Raw genomic sequence first — 20,729 nt, forward strand, 5'->3', positions numbered from 1 at the left:
ATCCGAAACGGCGGGGAATGGGCGGATCGCTGCACGGTGGGGAGCTTGAACACTCTGGGGACACACTCGATGGCTTTCCACGGCGAGAGCGCTTGACACGAGGGGGACGTTCCCGCCTCGAGCTAGGTTCCAGCCCAACGTATCCAGCGGGAACCCGGCTTGCGCTCAGCCGTTCGCAGGCATGGCAACATTGCAGCTTCGAGAAGCGCTGACCAAAGTCGGCACACTGACGTCTCGACCGGCGGCCTTTTTGATTTTGGGCGGCTACACTCTTGCTTGGTACGTCTTCGAGCGGGAGACACTTGACTGGCACGGCGCCGCGACGCTGATCACCTGGGCAATGACGCTGTTTATTCAAAGGGCCGAGCATCGCGACACCCAAGCATTGCAGGCGAAACTCGATGAGCTGATCAAGGCGAACGACAAGGCTCGCAACGAGATCGCCGGAATGGACGACAAAGAGCCGGAGGAAATCGAGCGGATGCGCGATGTCGGACGAGTCGGAAGTTGACGTCTCCTCAACCGGACTGCCTTCGGAGCTAAGTCGTTGTGGGCACGGCGCCAGCGATGATGACACTCTTGTCGGAACTTCGGGTCCCCGGGCGGATTAGGAAGAGTGCCGCAGGCGCATCCCTACACCCAAGGAGGACCTAAGATGCCGAAAAAAGCTTCGTCCGCGACCTCGAACGGCTTGGAAAGCCTGTTCCTGGACGGACTAAAAGACATTTATTACGCTGAAAAAAAGATCCTGAAGGCTTTGCCAAAGCTGGCGAAAGCAGCACAGTCCGAAAAGATAAGCGCAGCTTTCGAAAAGCACCTCAAGGAAACTGAAGACCAGGTGGACCGCCTGGAACAAGTCTTCGACATGCTCGGCAAGCCGGCCAGGGGCAAGACCTGCCCTGCTATCGACGGAATCATCGAGGAGGGCTCGGAAATCCTCGAAGAGTACAAGGACGAGCCGGCGCTTGACGCAGGGCTGGTTGGCGCCGCGCAAGCGGTCGAGCATTATGAAATCGCACGCTACGGCACGCTGATCGCATGGGCCGAACAGCTCGGTCTCAAGGATGCTCTTCCGCTGCTCCGACAAACGTTGAAGGAAGAATCGGCAACCGACGAGGCGCTCAACGCTCTTGGCGAGAGCGACGCCAATCAACGTGCTTTGCAGGCGGCCTAGCAAAGTGGACCACTTGGCTCTAACGGCCGTCGATCTTATGGTTGCAGAAGGAGAACTCGATGAAGAAGACCTGGAAGAAACCAACCATGTGTCAGGTGGCGGCGGGCTTCGAGATATCGCGATATCTGCCTGCTGAAATCCGGCCGAAAAAGTAGCCCGTGAATTTGCATGCCCTGCTCGACGGGGCATGCAATTCTTTGCGATATCAGAAGACGCGGACGCAAATCGACCGCAGCCGTAAAAGTGGCGCCGGTCAGTTGGCCCGCTGGGCATGCATTGCCATGCGCGTGAAGATCATCGGATCGGCGGCGGGAGGCGGCTTTCCGCAATGGAACTGCAATTACCGCCTGAGCCGCGCGGCTCGCACGGGCATGCCCGGCGTGCGTTCGCGAACCCAATCATCCATCGCCGTATCGACGGGCGGGACAGGTTGGGTTCTCTTCAACGCGTCGCCCGATATCCGCCAGCAGATTGCGCAAGCGCCCGAGCTGCAGCCCGCGGCCGACGCACCGCTGCGCTCGACGCCTATCCGCGCGGTGGTGCTGACCAATGCCGACGTGGACCATGTCGCCGGCCTGCTGAGCCTGCGTGAGCGACAGCCTTTCGCGATCTATGCGACGGCGCAGGTGCTGGCGACGCTGGAGGCGAATTCGATCTTCAATGTCCTTGATCCGGCGATCGTGCCTCGGCGCCTGCTGGCGCCGACGGAGGAAATGGCGATCTGCGGCGCGAACGGCCACCCGACCGGCGTGGTCGTCGGCAGCTTTCCGGTGCCAGGCAAGGTCGCGCTCTATCTTGAGCAAAGAGGCGATCCCGCCGTCGATTTCAGCTCCGACACGGGCGACACGATCGGCGTCCGTATCAGCGGAACCGGCGGTCGCGGCGCGGTTTTTTACATTCCGGGCTGCGCGCGCATCGATGCCGCGCTGCGCGCGCGCCTAGCGGATGCCGCCTGCCTTCTATTCGACGGCACCGTCTACACGGACGACGAAATGATCACGGCCCGCGTCGGCCAGAAAACCGGCGCGCGCATGGGGCACATCGCAATGTCCGGAGAAGCGGGTTCGATCGCCGGCCTGGCCGATGTGAAGATCGGTCGCCGTATCTTTATCCATATCAACAACACCAATCCTGTTCTGGACGAGAATTCCGCCGAACACGCAGCGGTCAAGGCGGCTGGCTGGGAAGTCGCCAGGGATGGCATGGAGATGGAATTTTGAGCGATTTCCATGACGCCGCCCGAGGCGGACTGTCCAAGAGCGAGCTCGAGGCCGTGCTGCGGCGGGTCGGCGACGAGCGCTACCACAACCGCCATCCTTTCCATCACAGGATGACCGGCGGCGCACTGTCGAAGGCCGAAATGCAAGCATGGGCGCTGAACCGCTATTGCTACCAGGCCGTCATTCCACGCAAGGACGCCATGATCCTGGCGCGTGCCGAGGATCCGGCGTTTCGTGCCGCGTGGCGCAAGCGCATCGAAGACCATGACGGCGATGATGGCTGGAGCGGCGGCATCGCGCGCTGGCTGCACCTGGCGACCTCGCTCGGGCTCGATGCCGAAGGGGTCAAGAGCGAAAGGCTGGCGCTGCCGGCGACCCGCTTCGCCGTCGGCGCCTATCTTTCCTTCTGCACGAACCGGACGCTGCTGGAGGCGGTCGCATCGTCGCTGACCGAGATGTTCTCGCCGATCATCATAGGCGAGCGGGTGCCGGCGATGCTGGCGAGATATGATTACATCACCGAGGATACGCTGGCTTATTTCAGCCGGCGTCCCGAACAGGCATCGCGCGACGCCGACTTCGCCCTCGCCTACGTGCTCGCCCACGCCGACACGCCCGAACGCCAGCAGCAGGCGATCGATGCGCTGGTGTTCAAATGCGACATACTCTGGGCCATGCTCGATGCGCTCCAGCATGCTTATTGCGCGCCGGGAAACATACCGCCCGGCGCCTTCCGTCCGGAGGCGGCGCCATGACAGCGCTACGGGAAAGAGCCATCGTGTCGTTGCGGTCGGCGCCATTGCTGCCCAGGCATGTGCGCATCCGGTACGATCCCGTGCGGCAGGCGTTCGCCGTGCTTTCGCCGGAGAAGGTATTCTGGCCGAACGAGATCAGTCTCGACATATTGCGCCGCTGTGACGGCCAGTCCAGCGTCGAGCGCATCATCGCCGATCTTGCGGCCGACTATGACGCGGCGGATCCGCAGGACGTGGCGGCCGACGTCATCGCCTTCCTGCAGGAATGGTCGGACAAGCTTTTGGTGAAGCTATGAGTACCCCCATCCTGCCTCCGATCGGCATGCTGGCGGAACTGACGCATCGCTGCCCGCTGCAGTGTCCTTATTGCTCCAATCCGCTCGAGCTGCTTAAGGCTAACCGCGAGCTCGACACGCAGACCTGGCTCGATCTCTTCTCGCAGGCCGCCGATCTTGGCGTCCTGCAGGTGCATCTTTCCGGCGGCGAGCCGACGCTGCGTCGCGACCTCGAGCAATTGATCGCCGGGCTTTCGGCGCGCGGCGTATACACCAATCTCATCACCGCCGGTATCGGCATTGCCGAAGGCCGCATCGAGGCCTTTGCCGAAGCCGGTCTCGACCACCTGCAACTAAGCTTCCAGGGTGCCCGTCCGGCGACCACCGACCGTATCAGCAACCACCGGGGCAGCCACGAGAAGAAGCTGGAGACGGCACGCTGCGCCCGCTCGGCCGGGCTGCCCCTCACCATCAATGCGCCGGTACATCGCCACAACATCGAGGAAGTGCCGGAATTCATCGATCTCGCCCTCTCCTTGGATGCGGAGCGGCTGGAGATCGCCAATGTCCAATATGCCGGTTGGGCGCTCGCCAACCGCGACAGGCTGATGCCCGACCTGGCGGCGGTCAACCGGCAGGCGGACATCGTCACGGCGGCACGCGAAAGGCTCGCCGGAATCATGAACATCGATTTTGTCACGCCGGATTATTTTGCCGTTTATCCCAAGCCATGCATGGGCGGCTGGGCGCGCGACGCCTTCATGGTGGCGCCCGACGGCACCGTGTTGCCGTGCCATGCCGCCCAGACCATTCCCTCGCTGCGCTTCGAGCGCTTCGGAGACCGCAGGCTCGCCGAAATCTGGGCCGACTCACCGGCATTCAGCGCCTTCCGCGGCACCGACTGGATGCAGGAGCCGTGCCGAAGCTGCGAGCGCCGCGAGGTCGATTGGGGCGGCTGCAGGTGTCAGGCGATGGCGATCGCCGGCGATGCGGCGGCAACGGATCCGGCCTGCATCAAGTCGCCGATCCACAAGCGAATGGCGATGCTGACCGACGCCGCGCAGGCAGCGCCGGAGGGAAATGAAAGCTTCATTTTCCGGCGGATCGGCGCCACAACCCCACGTGACGCGCGCACTGATCATGGCCCCCGATGACGGCCCACCCAAAAAAAATGTTCGGCGGCGGACCCACTTCGACGCAACCTCCTGCGACGCCTCTCACCGGCCAAATAGGTGCAAGAGCGGCAACGATTGTGAGACCGTGAGAGTTGCTGAATATATCGCCCTGCCGGTTTCATCATGGACCGAGATCACCAGGGTCTCATCGACGTCGCTCTCAGTCATTTCGTCCACGGCGATGTCGTGCAGCGTCTTAAGCGCTTCTCGTCGCATGTCGCGCAGGCTGTCCAGTTCAACCCACGCATCGGCAAATCGCTGCCCGTTTCTCGTAACTTCGAAAACGTACCGTGGCATTCAGCCATTGTGAGCACTTCGGATGCCAACGCATTTAACTTTGAGTGATCGCAATGAGCAGAGGGACGAGGTCTCGCAAAAAAGCTGATACCTTGCGCGTAGTAGCAGTCGGACATTTGCTTCATTGGCCAGGTGCTCCGCTTCGCCTGCGACAGCCCAATCAGCGATATGTCATTCGCTTCTGCCGGGAGATCACTTGATCGGCCGCCGTGGACCAGTCAGTCGCCGTTCGGCGGGTGCTGCTTATTCGCGGCGCGCTCCTTTCCAGCGCGATAGCCTCTCGACGCTTCGAAGCGACCGTGGCTGGTCCGCTCGGCAAGCTGGCTCTTTCCGGCCAGGTCGGTCCGTTACCGATCTGGCTTAGACCCTCTCCTCAAAGCCATCCAGCTTACGCCAGTCAAAGCTGACACCAATGCCTGGCTCGTCTGGGGCGACGGCCAGCCCATCCTGCAGCCTGAGCGGACGAGTGGTGTACAGGTCGATATCGAAACTGTGCGCCTCCACCCAACCAGCGTTTGATTGGCCTGCGACCAAACTGACATGTAGTTCCTGCATGCCGTGGCTGCACACCGGAATTCCAGCCTTGCGCGCAAGCTCGGCGACCCGCAACCAGCCTGTGATGCCGCCACAGTTCGACGCGTCTGGTTGGATGTAGGATAGCTTCGACCACGCGAAGGCATGCTCGAACTCCTCGATCACATGCAGGTTCTCGCCCATGGCCAGCGGCATGCCTGTTGCCTCGGCAATGGCTGCGTAGCCCCGGTAATCGTCAGGTATGATGGGCTCCTCGAACCAGAGCAGCTCGTAAGGCGCGAATGCTTTCGCCGCTTCGATCGCCCGATGAATGTCGAGCGCGTAATTGGCGTCCACCATGAACGGGGTGTGCGGCCCGATGCGCTCGCGGATCGCCTTAACTCGGGCGACATCCTCCGCGAGGTCGTCTTTGCCGACCTTGATCTTCACAGCATTGAACCCGGCGGCGAGATAGGAGTCGATGCTCGCCAGCAACTGATCGAGGGAGAAGTTCAGGTCGATGCCGCCGCGATATGCCTTGGCTGTCTTGCCGGCCCTGCCTGCCATTTCCCAGAGTGGCCGGCCGATGCGCCGGCCCTGCAGATCCCAGAGCGCTATGTCGAGCGCAGAAATCGCAAAGGACGCGATGCCGCCGCGTCCAACATAATGGATGTGCCATAGCATCCCATCATGGAGCGCCTCGATGTCGGTCGCGTCCCGTCCTTTCAGGAACGGCGCCAGATCGTGCACGATCATGGCTCCGATCGCATGCCCACCTTTACCTCCAGTGTAGGTGTAACCAGTCCCTTCGCTGCCGTCCGCCAGCCTCAGGGTCGCTGTCACCAGCTCAAAATGCGTGTGAGCACCATGCTTGGCGTCGGTCATTACTTCACGCAGCGGCACCCGGAAAAGCCGAACCTCTACGTCCGTGATTATTGTATCGCCCATTGCGAGGCTCTCATCGTCTGGCCTATTTTCGTCATACCATAATTGCACTCTATCGGGCTGATCGCAACCAGATCGGTGATCCACCGCGCTTTTGGTCCGATGATAACTCGCTGGACCTTGTGCTTTGGTCCGATCTGCGCATTAATGACTGCGTGAAGTGGAGGACGGCTTGTTAAGTACACCACAGCATCTTGGAACGCGGGCCACGAGCGGAGCTGCTCGCGCGGCAGACGCCATGGTGATTGGAATCGAAGCGGATATCGTCTCCGGCAAGCTCGGTGATGGCAGCTTCCTGCCGGCCGAGCGCGAGTTGATGGCCGAGTACGGGGTTGGCCGCGGCGTGGTGCGTGAAGCGGTCGCTCGCCTGGCAAGCCGCGGTCTTATCGAAGCGCGTCCACGCTTTCGCCCAGTGGTCCGCCGGCCGGGGCTGGACGCGGCGCTCGGCGCTTTGGAAGGTGTTGTCGGCCACCTGCTAAGCGCTCAGGCGGGAGTGAAGAACCTCTACGATACCCGGGTCTTTCTTGAAGCCGCTCTTGCGCGCAACGCCGCCATCCATGCGCGCAAGGACGACGTGGCCACGCTCAGATCAGCGCTCGAAATGAACGAGGCGGCGATACCGGATTCGGAAAAGTTCTATGCCACCGACGTAGGATTTCACGCCGTGCTCTACCAGATCACGCGCAACCCGGTGATGCCCGCCGTGCACAAGGCCTTCACCGCGTGGCTGTCGCCGCATTGGATGCGCATGCCCCGATCGCCCGAACGCAACCGCATCAATTTCCTGAGCCACCGCGAAATCTGCATGGCGATCATCGAGCGAGATCCGGACGGCGCCGAGCGGGCGCTGCTCAATCATCTTTCCGCGGCTTGGGAGTATGTCCGTGGCACATTTGAAATGTCGTGAGGGCCGGAGGGAGGACCGGCGAGAATGACGCAGACTTACGATCATATCGTGGTGGGGGGTGGAGCAGCGGGTTGCGTGGTCGCGGCGCGGCTGGTGAAAGCAGGACGGCGGGTCCTGCTTCTCGAAGCCGGGCATTCGCATCACCACCCGCTGCTCGATATGCCGCCGGGGATCTTCAAGATGATCAATGGCTCGAAGTTCATGCGCTATTACCGCACCGAGCCGCAGCAGCATCTGGATGGACGTCAACACGAAATCTCGCAAGGCAACGTGCTAGGCGGCGGCACCTCGGTCAACGCCCAGGTCTATATGCGCGGCCGTGCCTCGGACTATGACGAATGGGATGAGTTGCTGCGCGGCAACAATGCCGGTATCCGCTGGAACTGGCAGGCGGTGCTGCCCCACTTCACGGGCATGGAAGGCAACAACCGCCTCGGCGGCGAGTTGCATGGCAGCGAAGGACCGTTGCTTGTCTCCGACCCCGGTCACATTGACGATGTTTCGCGTTGGTTTGTACAGGCGGTCCAACGGCTCGGACTGCCTTACAATCATGACTTCAACGGGCCGTCGCAACGCGGAGTGGGCTTCTATCAGTTCATGAACCGGCGCGGGAAGCGTAGCAGCGCTGCCTATGCGTTTATCGAGCCATTGGCTAAGGATCCCAGGCTGACGCTGAGGCTGAATTCTGCCGCGAGGCAGTTGCTGATCCAGAACGAGCGCGCAAAGGGTGTAATCTACACTGACCAATCGGGAACCGAGCACGAGGCCCATGCGGACGGCGACGTGATCGTCTCGTCGGGCGCGCTGGTATCGCCGCAACTCCTTATGCTGTCAGGTATTGGCCCGGCCGAGGAACTTTCCAGACATGACATTGCCTGCGTCGTCGACCTTCCAGGCGTCGGCCAGAACCTGATCGACCATCCGGAAGTGCCCATCATTGCCACAGCAAACGGCCCGTATGGCTACTTTAAGCAGGGCCAGGGTTGGCGGATGATCAAGAACGGCCTGCACTTCAAGCTTTTCGGCGCCGGTACGATCCTGTCCGCGGGAGTCGAGGCCGGGGCTTTTGTCAATCCGACCGACCCGGATGGCGAACCGACGATCCAGGCTTTTTGCGTGCCCCATGTGTACCTGGACCGCGATATCCTGACCCTGGTCGAGAATACCTACGGCCTCACTGTGACGACCGTGGTCGTCAAGCCGAAGTCCCGTGGCTTCGTGAAGCTGCGTTCGGCAGATCCGAACGACATGCCGGTCGTCTCTCCGCACCTGCTCAAACATCAAGACGACATGAAGCAGATGATTGCCGGCCAGCGCTATTTCCTGAAGGCATTCCACGCGAAGCCACTGGCTGACCGCGTCAAGGCTGTAGCCGTCCCCCGGGAAGACGACCTCAGCGACGCGGCGCTGGAAAAGCACTGCAAGCGCTTCGTCAAAACGAATTACCATCCGGCCGGCACCTGCCGCATGGGCCCGGACAGCGATCGCATGGCCGTTCTGGACGCGGCCATGCGGGTGCGCGGAATAGAGAACCTGCGCGTTGCCGACATGTCGGTGTGCCCTAACATCAACGCCGGCAACACGGCTGCACCCGCCATGATGCTGGGCGACCGCTGCGCCGATTTCATTTTGGAAGCGGGCGCAGTGACTCAATCGAGGGCGGAGTCTGCAAGCGAGCTGACCTAGCCCGCCATAGGCGAGGAATATTCAACGGCGTCAAAACGCGACAACCAAGGAGGAAAGCATGATCATTACCCGTCGGAAATTGTTGGTAGGCTCCGCCGTCGGCGTGGCCGCTCTTACCCTCGCTCCACGCGCCTTCGCCGCGCTCCCGCCACTTGCCAAGAAAGACAAGTATAAAGTTGGCTTCGCCCAGACCGAGAGCAACAATCCATGGCGGCTAGCGGAAACCAAAAGCATGCAGGATGAGGCTGCAAAGCTCGGCCATCAGCTCGTTTATACTGATGCCGCCGGATCCTCGGCCAAGCAGGCCTCCGACGTAAACTCCATGATCGCGCAGGGCGTCGACGCGATTTTCCTGCCTCCCCGCGAGGACAAGCCGTTGGTGCCGGTCATCCTGGCCGCGCGTGATGCCGGCATCCCGGTCTTTCTCATTGACCGCGATGTGGACCATACCATGGCCAAGCCTGGACAGGATTACGTCACCTTCATCGGCTCCGACTTCATCAATGAGGGCAATCGCATCGCCGAATGGGTGGTGAAGAACGCCAATGGAAAATCGAAGATCATCGAGCTGGAAGGCACCACCGGTTCCTCGCCAGCCAACGACCGCAAGAAGGGGTTTGACGACATCATCGCCAAGCACTCGGAATTCAAGATTGTCGCCTCACAGTCGGGTGATTTCGCTCGCGACAAGGGCCGGCAGGTGGCCGAGACGTTGCTGCAGGCCCATCCTGAAGCCGATATCATCTATGCCCATAATGACGAGATGGCGCTCGGCGCGATCGCAGCTCTCGAGGCCGCCGGCAAGACGCCCGGAAAAGATGTGCTGATCGTCTCGATCGACGGCGAAAAGGACGGCGTGCAAGCAATCGTCGATGGCAAGATCGGCGCCATCTGCGGCTGCAGCCCGCTTTTCGGACCGAAGGCTTTCGCCACGATGGCTGACTATGCCGCGGGGAAGCAAATCCCGCCCTTCATCAAGAACGACGACGACTTCTACGATGGCACGAACGCAAAGGATAAGATCAGTACGGCGTTCTGAGTTGTCTGGATAAAGGCGCCTCCCCGCCTCGGCGGGGAGGCTTTTTCGGAGCTTTGCTGATGACGCGGCCGCCGGACGGACCTTCCACGCTGCTTCTCGACATGCGCGACATCCAAAAGCGTTTCGCCGGCATACCGGCGCTGGCGGACGCGTCGCTTTGCGTGCGCTCAGGCGAGGTCCATGCCCTGATAGGCCAGAACGGCGCCGGCAAATCGACGCTGATCAAGGTCTTGACCGGATACCACCGCAAGGATGCCGGGCAAGTGCTGTTCGAAGGCGAGCCCTTTGAGGTCCACTCGCCCCACCAGGCACAAGTCAACGGCATCAGCACGATTTATCAGGAGATCAATCTGGTCCCGCTACGGTCAGTGACGGAGAACATTTGCCTGGGCCGGGAACAGCGCCGTTACGGCCTGCTCGACTGGAATGCCATGCACGCGGAAGCCGAGCGCCTGCTGAGCCGCTTCGCAATTGGCATCGATGTTCGCCGTCCGCTTGGCGAGTTCAACACTGCAACACAGCAGATGGTGGCGATCGCCCGGGCTATAGGGTTCTCCGCTCGCCTTGTCATTATGGACGAACCGACCTCGTCCCTCGACGAACGCGAAGTGGGAGTGCTGTTCAGCGTCATTCATCAGTTGAAGGCTGAAGGGGTGTCCGTCATTTTTGTAAGCCACAAGCTCGACGAGTTGTATGAGGTCTGCGACCAGGTCACGATCATGCGCGACGGCCGCACCGTGCGCACCGCCGCGATGAAAGAGATCGGCAAGCTGGAACTTGTTGCAGCTATGCTTGGCCGCGATGTCGCGGCTGTCGAGGGTCACGCCACAGCCTTCGGCGAGCGCGACCGCTCTAGAATCGCAGATGTGATGTTTTCGGCGCGAGGGCTTGGGGCCGGGCAGGCTGTCCGCAATGTGAGCTTCGATCTCCGGCGCGGCGAGATCGCGGGGTTTGCGGGCCTCCTCGGCGCGGGTCGCACCGAAACTGCACGGCTCGTGTTCGGTGCCGATCGGCCAAGCTCCGGCCAGATGACGATGGAGGGTGCCGCGTACCACCCCGACCGTCCCGCCGACGCGATCGCCGCCGGCATGGGCTTCTGCACCGAGGACCGCAAGGGCGAAGGTATCGTGCCGGAGATGACGGTCGCAGAAAACCTCACCCTTGCCTTGCTTCCGAAAATCAGCCGCAACGGCGTGCTGGACGACTCGCGCCAGCGCGAAATCGTCGAGCGGTTCATCCGCGAGCTCGGCATTAAATGCTCCGGGCCCAATCAGAAGGTGCGGGAGCTTTCGGGTGGGAACCAGCAGAAAGTGCTGCTTGCCCGCTGGCTGGCGATGAATCCGAAGCTACTCATACTCGACGAGCCGACAAGGGGAATCGATGTGGGTGCCAAGGGCGAGATTCAGCGTCTGATCCGGAGACTTGCAGATCAGGGCCTCGGTGTGCTCATGATCTCGTCAGAGCTGGAGGAAGTGATCGAAGGTGCGGATCGCATATTCGTTCTGCGCGATGGCGTTAGCGTGACCGAGTTGGAAGCTGAAGCCGCTAACGAAGAAAAAGTGCTGACCGCAATGGCGCACGGGACAAGCGCTTCCTCGGGGGCCACGACATGACCGAGCTGCCGAGGTCATATGCGGAGCGGGATGCCGTCGCGCGGAGCTTCGACCTCTTCGGCTTTCTGTCACGCTACGGTACCTTGATCGCACTTGTCTTGCTGGTTGCGTTCAACCTCGCCTTCACACGCAATTTCGCGACAATGCAGACGCTGAACGTCAACCTCACCCAGGTCTGCACCATCGTCATCGTAGCCGTCGGGATGACGCTCGTCATAGCCACGGGCGGCATCGATCTCTCCGTCGGATCTCTGATGGCGATTTCGGGTGCGCTGGCCCCGATGATCTTCATGGGCAAGATCCTTCCGATCGGAAGCATCCACCTGGCCGTGGCTGCCGCGATGACCGTCTCGGTATCGGTGGCCGGGCTGTTGGGGCTCTTCAATGGCTGGTTGGTCGCCCGGTTCCGCATCCAGCCCATTGTCGCGACACTGGTCCTGTTCATCGCCGGCCGCGGCATCGCTCAGGTGATGACCAACGGGAACCTGCAAACCTTCCGCGTACCTGAATTTCAATGGATCGGCCTTGCTCGACCATTGGACATCCCGACGCAAGTCATCATCATGGCTGTCATTGTCGCGGCAGCTGCATGGGCGTTGAAAAGAACGCTGTTCGGGCGACGCATATTGGCGGTCGGCGGTAATGAAAAGGCTTCCGAGCTAGCTGGGATTGCCGTCTCCAAGGTAAAGATTGCGGTCTATGGCATTAGCGGTCTTTGCGCCGGGCTGGCCGGGCTTATCGTGATTGCAATCAACTCCTCCAGCGACGCCAACCTGGTTGGCCTTGGTATGGAACTCGATGCCATCGCGGCTGTTGCCGTGGGCGGGACCCTGCTCAGCGGCGGCAAGGCCACCATCGTCGGTAGCCTTCTGGGGGCGCTTACCATTCAACTGGTGCGCTACACCCTTCTGGCGAACGGGGTGCCTGACGCCGCTGCCCTGGTGGTCAAGGCAGGAATCATCGCACTCGCCGTGTGGCTGCAGCAGCAGCATCGCGGGTAGCCTTATGAATCGCGCCCGCCTCGTCCGCATTATTGGCACCTACGGCGTATTGATCGCCCTGGCTGCGCTCATTCTGTTCGGTTTCCTGCGTTATGATCGGTTCCTCAGCTTCTACAATGTCATGAGTCTCCTGCGTTACAATTCCATGTTCGCGCTGGTGGCGCTTGGTATGTGCTTCGTCATCATGACAGGGGGAATCGATCTTTCCGTGGGCTCCGTCGCTGCCTTGGGCAGCGTGGCTTCGGCATTGGCAAGCCCTTATGGAATCGTTCCTGGTCTCGCGGCGGGTATAGGCGCTGGGCTGGCCGCCGGGTTCATCAATGCGACCCTTGTCACACGCGCCAATCTGATGCCGTTCATAGCCACTCTCGCCACGATGCAGGCCGCCAGCGGCTCGGCCCTCCTGCTTGCGGGCAACCAGACCGTTTCGGTCTCCTATGAATCGGGCTTCACTGCCATCGGCCAAGGCAATTTCTGGACGTTTCCGATCCCGGCGGCGATCGCCGTCGTGGCATATCTCATTGGTTCCCTTGTCTTGAATTACACCGGCACCGGACGGGCGGTGCTGGCAATCGGCGGCGGCGAGGATGCTTCGCGTCTCATGGGCCTGCGGACCGATCGTGTGAAGTTTTTGGTCTATGTCGCGAGCGGGGGATTGGCAGGGCTCGCCGGCGTTATCCTCGCATCGCAGTTTGGGGCGGGACAGCCCATTGAAGGAGTGGGGTGGGAATTGTTCGCCATCGCAGCCGTTGTGGTCGGCGGGACGCTGCTCACCGGCGGCTCGGGTTCGGTTGTGACCACGCTCGCCGGCGTGCTCCTGCTCGGCATCCTTTTCAATGTTCTGAATTTCGAGAACGGGATGGGATGGATCTCGCTTTCAGCCTACTGGCAATCAGTGATCCGAGGACTGTTCCTCCTGGTGGTAGTTCTCCTTCAGGCCCGACTGACACGTCGGCGCCTCAACGCGCTCTGATCGTCTCGGTCCTCCCACTCAAGTATTGCATAAGGTTAGCTTGCAGAAATTCTCGTGCAAAGTCGGATCCGGGTGAGCACGCGACGTCGACGCGGCTCCGCGGATTCAGAAGACGCACGATTTAAGTCATTCTGTCTATACGCAGGAACATTCCAAGTGTCGGGAGGTTAGGAAGCCCCAACCCTTGGAGGAAGCCTCATGTTCATGCACAATAAACGACTGCAATACACCGTTCGCGTTTCCGAGCCGAATCCGAGACTGGCGTGCATGATCATGGAGCAGTTCGGCGGCGCTGATGGCGAGCTTGCCGCCGCAATGCGCTATTTCACCCAAGGGCTGGGCGAAGACGATGTCGGCCGAAAGGACATGTTGCTCGACATAGCGACCGAGGAGCTCAGCCATCTCGAGGTCGTCGGCTCGATCGTCACCATGCTCAACAAAGGCCTGAAGGCGCAGCTGGCCGAAGGGCAGATGAAAGAAGCCGAACTGTACTTGATGGTCGGCGCAAGCGGCACGACAGCCAAAGAGTCCATCTTATTTGGCGGCGCACCTGCGTTGTGCGACTCGGCCGGAGTCCCGTGGACTGCCGCCTATGTCGATTCCCGCGGCGAGCCTACCGTCGATCTGCGATCTAACATTGCCGCCGAGGCGCGTGCCAAGATCGTCTATGAGCGACTGATCAACATCACCGAAGATCCCGGCGTCAAAGACGCCCTCGGATTCCTCATGACGCGCGAAATCGCGCATCAAAAATCTTTCGAGAAAGCACTCTACGCGATCGAGAACAACTTTCCGACGGGCAAGCTCCCCGGCATTGAGAAATATGCGAGTATGTACGTCAACACGTCGCAGGGTGAAGGGGACACGAATGGGCCATGGAATTCGGGAGACGAATGGGACCGCGTGGACGATCTTGAGGAAGTCATGCCAGCGGACGATGGCGATGGGACAGCAACAGTCAAGCTGGCGGCCAAAGACATGAAAGTGGTTACAAAAATGGGAGAGCGGACGCTTTCGGATCCCTCCTCCGATCCGACCACAGGCGCCGATATTGGCGCCGGGCCGGGGGCCGGGCGAACCAAGAATGGCGACATGGGCGGCGCGGCCAATATCAACGAGGCGCCTGTGCGCGCCGAAGCCGCCGCTCGCAAGAAAAAATAAGATTCGGGCTGATTGAACCTGCCGACCTGACGAGGCTCGGTTTCGTCTACCCGTCACCGTCCTGACGGGTAGACGAGCCTGCAAGAGCGGAGAGGCGGAATCGTCTCCCGCACCTGTCTGCACTTTTCGCTTGATGTTTCGAGCACCTTGGGTGCGAGACGTTAGTCAGCGTTGGTCGCCAGACGTTGTCGTTGGTTTCGGTTGCGCAGGGTCCGCGAACTCTTCAGAACGCTCGATTGCGGACCGTGTGATCATCAGCCAACAGATTGCGGCCACGCATGCAAAGGCCCCGATCATGCGCCCGGCGAATTCGGCGCGCGATGGCTCGATCTCCCCAGCAGCGGCTCGCACATCAACCTGTTGTTGGCGTCAAGAATCATCCGGAGCGGAGGCAATCCCGCAGCGTTCGCCGGCCCTTCCATATCCTGCTCCCACCAGATCGAGCGCATGGGCGCTGTCACGCATGTCGGGGAAGGCAGGGTCACGATATATCCGGACGGCCTTGCAGATCTTCCGAAGATGGGGCGCGACAGCCCCCAAACGTTAAAAGCCGTGATCATGTACAAGCAAGGCCGCGACCGAGACGAACCTGCCTCAGGCGAAGAGAGCAGAGCACCTTGGCACCCAAAATCAAGCACTGATGTGGCGCGCTCGGCGGATCCAACTGCTTAATTGGCCCTCCCCGCGCGTTCAGCTCTCCTTCTTGAGCTCCTGAAAGGCATCTCGAATGGCTGCGACTAGCGTCGCTATAGAATAGGGTTTCTGCACCCAGCCCAGCGGTCTGGCCGCCTCGGCTCGAAGCCTCAAGTCGCGATCACCGTGCGCCGTCGTAAAGATACATCGTATGCCAAGCTCGCGGTACAATTCCACGGCCGCGTCGATGCCGTCCCGCTTGCCAAGCAAGCGGATATCCATCAGGGCAAGCACCGGCTTGGTCGAGAGCGCCATACTTATCGCCTCATCGGCGCTGGTCGCGACGCCCGCTAGCGAGAAGCCTTCCGCCAGCAGTCCGGCCTCTATATCCAGCGCGATCAGGTAGTCGTCTTCGACGACCAAGATCGACTGGTTCAGAGTGGTTTCAGCGTGTCCTCCGCTCACATCATCTCGGGAGAAGACGATCTGCGGCCCGAACGATCGATTAATATCCCGCGCACGGCTCACCTCAGGTATCGCTGCTTTCGGTCGCAAGGCCAATCTCCTGGGGCATCAGACAAAAGGTCACGGTGCATCTGGACGGGTGCCGGCTAACTTCAAAAGTCCCGCCGATCTGTCGCACTAGGCCTTCGACAAGTCGCAGGCCTGACGACGACGAGCGCACCGAACTCAGTTCGAAGCCCGGGCCCTCATCCTCGACCACAAGGCTAATGGCTCGGCCGTTCTGTCTGATGGAAACACGGATGGTTCCAGGCCCATTTCCGGGCAAGCCGTACTTCACGGCATTGATCAAAAGCTCGTTGATAGTGAGCGCCAGCGGCATCGCAATGTCGTTTGGCAGTTGGATCGGATCTGCCTCGCAGAACAACTGAACAGCCGGGGGGAACATCTGTCTTGCGGTCTCGCAAACAGCTCCCAAGAAAGGTCCGGCACCGAAGTTGATGGCGTCGGGCGTGTCATAGAGGACTCGCTGAGCGGCAGCCATGGCGGCCACCCGCTTGCTGGCCTCATCCAGAACGGTGCGGGCCTCTGAACTCTTGCTGGTCCTCGCCGCAACCGAAAGCAGGGACTTCAGCATCATCATGTTGTTCTTCACGCGATGATTGAGCTCGTCGAGCAAGATCCGTTGCTGGGTTTCGGCCTGCTTACGCTCGCTCACATCGACCAGCATATTTATGGCGCCGGTGATGTTTCCAGCGGCATCGCGTATCGGGGTCGGATAGGGAATGAATGGAACCCGGGTTCCATCCGGCCGCTCGGCCACCGCTTCATATCCTCGGACGGGCCGCCCTTCGCGCAGCGAGATGGCCATGGGACATTGATCGTGGGGAAGCGGTGTTCCGTCCGGCCAGTAGAGCTTCCATGTCACGCACCATTCGTCGGTGCCAATCACGGGCGTTCGGCCGGCGAGTTGCATCGCCGCTTCATTGAAATAGGTGATCTTGCCGTCGCGATCGGTGGTGTAGATCGCGGCAGGAATGGCAGCGAGCAGGTCTTTAAGCTTGCGTTCGCTGTCTTCTATCTTCGCTTCCGCTATCCTTTTGTCAGTTATGTCTCGGGCTATTTTGGAAGCTCCGACGATACGGCCTGACGCATCCCGCACCGGGGATATTGTGAGAGAGATATCTATCAGCGTTCCGTCTTTGCGGCGGCGAACCGTTTCGAAATGATCGACGAGTTCGCCGTTGCGGATGCGGCCTAATATCAGCGGCTCCTCGTGCTGCCGATCCTTAGGAATGATGGTGGTGATGGGCTTGCCTACCATCTCCGCGGCCGTATAGCCGAAGAGGCGCTCGGCGCCGCGGTTCCAGGTCGAGACGATGCCGTTGAGATCCTTGCTTACGATGGCGTCATGGGAGGATTCCACGATTGCCGCCAGTCGCTGGGTCGCATTCTGTGCTCTGACACGTTCAATGCCGAACCCGAGCTGGCGCGCGATTGTCCGGGCGACTTCAATCTCTTCTGCCGAGCATTCGTGCAGCTCGTCGAAATAGGCCATGAACTTGCCCAGCAGACGCCCGCCTTCGATTATCGGAATGAAACAGACCGCGCCGATGCCTTCTGTTCGGATTGCGTCTCTTAAGTTGCTCGGGAGCTCGGCGTGTTCCACATCGCGCATGCAAATTGGCTGCGGATCGTGGTCTGCTGCGGACCAGGGCGAATGGCCCTCCACGGCGCTTCGATACGCGTCCGACAAGCCCCGCCAGGCGGCAAACTTCATCACTCCGCCTTCCAAAAGCAGAATAGAAGCGCGCTGACATCTTAGCCCGCGCTGGATCGCATCGAGCGCAGCCTCGTAGACGTCTTCGCGGGTATGGGCGTGCTGCAGCATTTCGGTCAATTGATGCAGCGCAGCCTGCTCCTCGGCCCTTTGCGCGAGTGTCGCCTCGATCTCTTTGCGCTCGGTGATATCGTGCTGCACCCGTACTGCGTAGTGAAACCGCCCGATGCCGTCGTAAACGCTGGAAGAGGTTACGACAGCCCAGAAAAGCGACCCGTCCTTGCGGACGAACCGCTTCTCGATCGTGTAGCTTTTGATCTCCCCGGCGACCTGTCGGCGATATTTGGTGCGATCCGCCTCGACGTCGGAAGGAAAGGTCTGATCGAAAATCGATCGGCCGACAAGCTCCTCCTGCGTATAGCCCAAAAGACGGCACAAATGTCCGTTCACCCGCAGCAGCCGGCCTTCGGCGTCAGCTTCCACGATTCCCACACCAGCGCTGTGATAGGTCAGGGCAAGTCTCTGCTCCTGTTCGCGCAACAACTCTTCCGCTTCGACCTTGTTAGTTACGTCGAGGGTGACGCAGCGCGTGTTGAGGAACCGACCACCAGCCGAACGAACATTTGATGTTATCTCCACCCAACGGATGGAGCCGTCTTTGGCGCGCAACCTCGCGCGATAGTGTTGAAGCTGCTCATGCCGAGAAAGGCGGTTCAAAATGTCGTCGATTGCGGCGGCATCGGCGTGAAATTCCCGGATGTTGCGGCCGACGTATTCCTCCGCGGAATAGCCGAGCAAGTCCAGTTCGGCTCGATTGGCGCGCAAAATGGTGCCGTCATTGGCCACCAGGTGGAGAGCCACGGCTGCATTCTCGAAGAAATCTTCCATCTCGTTGCCGAGGAGCAGGACCGCACGGGGCCCTTCGACCTGCTCGCCATGGGCCAGGGATTTCGCGCCAGAAATGCTGGAGGGCAAGACTCGTCGTTCCATGAAAGGTTGAATTCCCCTGGACGCAGCTTAACACCCGGTTTCGCAAGAGGTTCCAACGCGCTGGGCAATTCACCTGGCCAGTAGCCGCAAGGGTTGATGCTGGAAGGCGTTCGCCGGTGCTGGGCCCACAAATCCGGCAACTCGATGACGCCGCTATTTTCTAGTCGTTTGCCGCTCGCTTGCACGACACCGCGACCTGACCAGACCCCATTTGGAAAGCAGCCAGTCAAAGATCCGGTTCCCGGCCTGGCTTCTGCCGAGAGGCTGCCCGCTCCAAGGACGCAACCGATGCTGCGGAGCGTTAATAATTCTGGACGCTAATACAAGTCGCTACATATTTAACGGTCGTGCAGTTGTCGGAGACTTAATAGGCACACGACTGCTGCCAAGGGATGACGCGCTGATTTCCGGATGGAGGAAGGCCGTGGAAGATCACGCCGGCTCGGCGCCCAACGTAGCTGATTTCGTCATTCACAAGATTCTGGACACGTTCGAATACTCCGAGCGCGGCGCGGTGATCACGATGGTCGATCCAGGGCTGAACTACAGTCGCGCGAATTCATCATTAATTCATAATATCAGAAGATTCTCACGAGCTTGCATGCTGATGCTCCTCACTGTGGGCAGGCTGCGAATTCGGGCGGCGGCGAAACAGACACGAGCGGGGGGAGGAGGACTGACCAATGTCGAATAGAGAAATCGGAACATCCCGGTCGCTCGGGATGCGTGTCGCCGATCTGAGAACCAGGATGCGGGACGCCAGGATCACCGAGCATGAGATCAAGACCTTCCAGAAGGTAGCGGCCATCATGGGGCGCGGCGAAGGCTCCTTACGCATCGACGCGGACGATTTGATCGCCGCGTCCTTTCTTGCCGAGACGATGGGCGAACCGACGCTGAACTGACAGTTTCAGGTATCCCGGGTTCAGAAGCGGAGAGCCCGCGCCATGGTAAGCCTCCATTACGGGGTTGCTGTCGGCGCGGGCTTCGCCATCGTGCACGCCTTTGCCAGATTGATCAGAACGGGCGCATGCCGCGGATTTTCGATAAGCCGCGACTTGTCCGCAAGGCTCACGGTCATGGCTCTCGGCCCTTTTGCCGAACCGACCGTCAGCGCGCTGGAACATGTGCAGGGCCCGCAAGCGGCCGAAGCGAACATCCACGTCATGAGCAAGCCGCGGCTGGACGCTGGTGGCCACACCCTTCCCGTTCTACGTGCATGCGCGCCAGCATGACTACTACCGCTGAACGCCAGCTGGGCTCAAGCAGCTAATGGTCGACGGCGGCGTCGCCGAGGAGGATGTGCAGGCGTTCGGCTGGGGTAGCAAGGCGTGCGCCAAGGCTATGTCGGTGGGCCGGTGCGGGCTCACGCCCTATGGCGAGATCTCAGCAACGATGCGGAATACTCGCTGACGGTGTAAAGCCTGGTCGAGGGGCAAACATCAGCATAATTTTTAGAGTAGCCGAGTTGGGCCGCGAACCAGCTCCAACGATTGCGCTAACTCTATGTTGCCTTCACGATCCTTGGCTTGGTCGGGCGGCGGGATTGAGTTCGTCCTTCGAGAGCCAAGGCCAGCCGCTTCTCGTCTTCGATGGCGCGATCAACTGCCTCAATTTCTTCTTGAAGCGCTTTCAGCTGAGCACCATAGCTGGAGCCTTCGCTATCCCCGATCTGAAAGCCACTTGCCCGCATTGCGTCGCGCGTATGGTGCACATTACGCACGCCTTCGCGTCGAGTCGCGACCAGGATTTCCCTGAACTCTCCAAGACGTTCAACGTGAGTGCGGGTCATTGCGTTCTCCTATCGTCGGCATAGTAAGCCGGCGGCGATTCACAACTGCCGAAACTCATAGCGCAGACGCTATAAAATCTATGGGAAAGACTCTAGACAAATCATGATCATGAAAGGTCAAATTTGAACTTCTAGCAACAGGGCACAGGCGCGGCTGGTGAAAGTTAGCTTGTCGTCTATCTACGGCGTGCTGGTCTTTTTCATAGACCGCTTGTGCTGGCCCATCCAGCTGCCGATTCTACGCTTTGATTGTCCGCTTCTAGCGAAAGCGACGCGGTCAAGAAGTTCGATATGAGGCGCTTACCACTCGGAAAAATGGAGCCCCGTTTGGACTTCCG

22 protein-coding genes are annotated in these 20,729 nt (G+C 60.5%); 17 read left to right on the forward strand and 5 right to left on the reverse strand.

The window, feature by feature from the left end:
- Positions 1–181: 181 nt before the first annotated feature.
- From LB520_RS11515 to pqqE, 7 genes are all read left to right on the forward strand, one after another.
- Complete coding sequence (locus LB520_RS11515) at positions 182–511, forward strand: low affinity iron permease family protein (protein ID WP_095768526.1); 330 nt, start codon at positions 182–184, stop codon at positions 509–511.
- Positions 512–655: 144 nt separating this feature from the next.
- Positions 656–1,174, forward strand: a complete 519-nt coding sequence (locus LB520_RS11520; protein ID WP_095768525.1) for a ferritin-like domain-containing protein — start codon at positions 656–658, stop codon at positions 1,172–1,174.
- Positions 1,175–1,233: 59 nt separating this feature from the next.
- Positions 1,234–1,329, forward strand: coding sequence for a pyrroloquinoline quinone precursor peptide PqqA (locus LB520_RS11525; RefSeq protein WP_108702850.1), 96 nt, complete (start codon positions 1,234–1,236; stop codon positions 1,327–1,329).
- A gap of 126 nt (positions 1,330–1,455) precedes the next feature.
- Entirely contained in the window at positions 1,456–2,394 is a 939-nt protein-coding gene (gene pqqB / locus LB520_RS11530; protein ID WP_224637572.1) for a pyrroloquinoline quinone biosynthesis protein PqqB, read from the forward strand.
- Positions 2,391–3,149, forward strand: a complete 759-nt coding sequence (gene pqqC / locus LB520_RS11535) for a pyrroloquinoline-quinone synthase PqqC (protein WP_224637573.1) — start codon at positions 2,391–2,393, stop codon at positions 3,147–3,149. The genes pqqB and pqqC overlap by 4 nt, the downstream gene beginning before the upstream one ends.
- On the forward strand, positions 3,146–3,445 hold the full coding sequence (gene pqqD, locus LB520_RS11540; RefSeq protein ID WP_224637574.1) for a pyrroloquinoline quinone biosynthesis peptide chaperone PqqD: 300 nt from the start codon (positions 3,146–3,148) through the stop codon (positions 3,443–3,445). The genes pqqC and pqqD overlap by 4 nt, the downstream gene beginning before the upstream one ends.
- Positions 3,442–4,578, forward strand: a complete 1,137-nt coding sequence (gene pqqE, locus LB520_RS11545; protein ID WP_224637575.1) for a pyrroloquinoline quinone biosynthesis protein PqqE — start codon at positions 3,442–3,444, stop codon at positions 4,576–4,578. The genes pqqD and pqqE overlap by 4 nt, the downstream gene beginning before the upstream one ends.
- Before the next feature lie 63 nt (positions 4,579–4,641).
- On the opposite strand, the gene LB520_RS29365 is transcribed toward pqqE, so the two are convergent.
- Positions 4,642–4,896: a DUF6894 family protein gene (locus tag LB520_RS29365; protein WP_411969875.1), complete on the reverse strand. Its 255-nt coding sequence runs from the start codon at positions 4,894–4,896 to the stop codon at positions 4,642–4,644.
- A gap of 360 nt (positions 4,897–5,256) precedes the next feature.
- Positions 5,257–6,357 (reverse strand): mandelate racemase/muconate lactonizing enzyme family protein, encoded by a 1,101-nt coding sequence (locus LB520_RS11555; RefSeq protein WP_224637577.1) that lies wholly within the window; start codon positions 6,355–6,357, stop codon positions 5,257–5,259.
- Positions 6,358–6,514: 157 nt separating this feature from the next.
- Here LB520_RS11555 and LB520_RS11560 point away from each other — a divergent pair, with 157 nt between their 5' ends.
- The 7 genes from LB520_RS11560 to LB520_RS11590 all read left to right on the forward strand — a co-directional run bounded on the left by LB520_RS11560 (position 6,515) and on the right by LB520_RS11590 (position 14,734).
- Positions 6,515–7,261: an FCD domain-containing protein gene (locus LB520_RS11560; protein ID WP_224523269.1), complete on the forward strand. Its 747-nt coding sequence runs from the start codon at positions 6,515–6,517 to the stop codon at positions 7,259–7,261.
- A gap of 24 nt (positions 7,262–7,285) precedes the next feature.
- A complete protein-coding gene (locus LB520_RS11565) occupies positions 7,286–8,947 on the forward strand; it encodes a GMC family oxidoreductase (RefSeq protein ID WP_224637578.1) in 1,662 nt (553 codons plus the stop codon).
- A gap of 58 nt (positions 8,948–9,005) precedes the next feature.
- Positions 9,006–9,986, forward strand: coding sequence for an ABC transporter substrate-binding protein (locus LB520_RS11570; protein WP_095768517.1), 981 nt, complete (start codon positions 9,006–9,008; stop codon positions 9,984–9,986).
- Positions 9,987–10,045: 59 nt separating this feature from the next.
- A complete protein-coding gene (locus LB520_RS11575; protein ID WP_224637579.1) occupies positions 10,046–11,599 on the forward strand; it encodes a sugar ABC transporter ATP-binding protein in 1,554 nt (517 codons plus the stop codon).
- Complete coding sequence (locus LB520_RS11580; protein WP_095768515.1) at positions 11,596–12,600, forward strand: ABC transporter permease; 1,005 nt, start codon at positions 11,596–11,598, stop codon at positions 12,598–12,600. The genes LB520_RS11575 and LB520_RS11580 overlap by 4 nt, the downstream gene beginning before the upstream one ends.
- A gap of 4 nt (positions 12,601–12,604) precedes the next feature.
- Positions 12,605–13,573 carry an ABC transporter permease gene (locus LB520_RS11585; protein ID WP_224637580.1) on the forward strand — a complete coding sequence of 323 codons (969 nt, stop codon included), beginning with the start codon at positions 12,605–12,607 and terminating at the stop codon, positions 13,571–13,573.
- A 198-nt stretch (positions 13,574–13,771) separates the two neighbouring features.
- Positions 13,772–14,734: a manganese catalase family protein gene (locus LB520_RS11590; RefSeq protein ID WP_095768513.1), complete on the forward strand. Its 963-nt coding sequence runs from the start codon at positions 13,772–13,774 to the stop codon at positions 14,732–14,734.
- A 690-nt stretch (positions 14,735–15,424) separates the two neighbouring features.
- Here the strand turns inward: LB520_RS11590 and LB520_RS11595 are convergent.
- A complete protein-coding gene (locus tag LB520_RS11595; protein WP_224637581.1) occupies positions 15,425–15,922 on the reverse strand; it encodes a response regulator in 498 nt (165 codons plus the stop codon).
- Positions 15,897–18,599: a PAS domain S-box protein gene (locus tag LB520_RS11600; RefSeq protein WP_224637582.1), complete on the reverse strand. Its 2,703-nt coding sequence runs from the start codon at positions 18,597–18,599 to the stop codon at positions 15,897–15,899. Before LB520_RS11600 ends, LB520_RS11595 begins: the two co-directional genes overlap by 26 nt.
- Before the next feature lie 424 nt (positions 18,600–19,023).
- Here LB520_RS11600 and LB520_RS11605 point away from each other — a divergent pair, with 424 nt between their 5' ends.
- From LB520_RS11605 to LB520_RS29280, 3 genes are read left to right on the forward strand one after another with little or no spacing between them, the layout of a single operon-like run.
- Positions 19,024–19,293, forward strand: coding sequence for a hypothetical protein (locus tag LB520_RS11605; RefSeq protein WP_140839338.1), 270 nt, complete (start codon positions 19,024–19,026; stop codon positions 19,291–19,293).
- Entirely contained in the window at positions 19,283–19,504 is a 222-nt protein-coding gene (locus LB520_RS11610; RefSeq protein WP_095768511.1) for a hypothetical protein, read from the forward strand. The genes LB520_RS11605 and LB520_RS11610 overlap by 11 nt, the downstream gene beginning before the upstream one ends.
- A gap of 42 nt (positions 19,505–19,546) precedes the next feature.
- Positions 19,547–19,834: a hypothetical protein gene (locus tag LB520_RS29280; protein WP_181174709.1), complete on the forward strand. Its 288-nt coding sequence runs from the start codon at positions 19,547–19,549 to the stop codon at positions 19,832–19,834.
- 269 nt (positions 19,835–20,103) lie between these two features.
- Here LB520_RS29280 and LB520_RS11620 read toward each other — a convergent pair whose 3' ends face one another.
- Positions 20,104–20,391 carry a hypothetical protein gene (locus tag LB520_RS11620; RefSeq protein ID WP_095768510.1) on the reverse strand — a complete coding sequence of 96 codons (288 nt, stop codon included), beginning with the start codon at positions 20,389–20,391 and terminating at the stop codon, positions 20,104–20,106.
- Positions 20,392–20,729: the final 338 nt, after the last annotated feature.

Origin of the sequence: Mesorhizobium sp. CA12 (assembly GCF_020165255.1) — a bacterium.
In the GTDB taxonomy this organism is placed as follows: Bacteria; Pseudomonadota; Alphaproteobacteria; order Rhizobiales; family Rhizobiaceae; genus Mesorhizobium.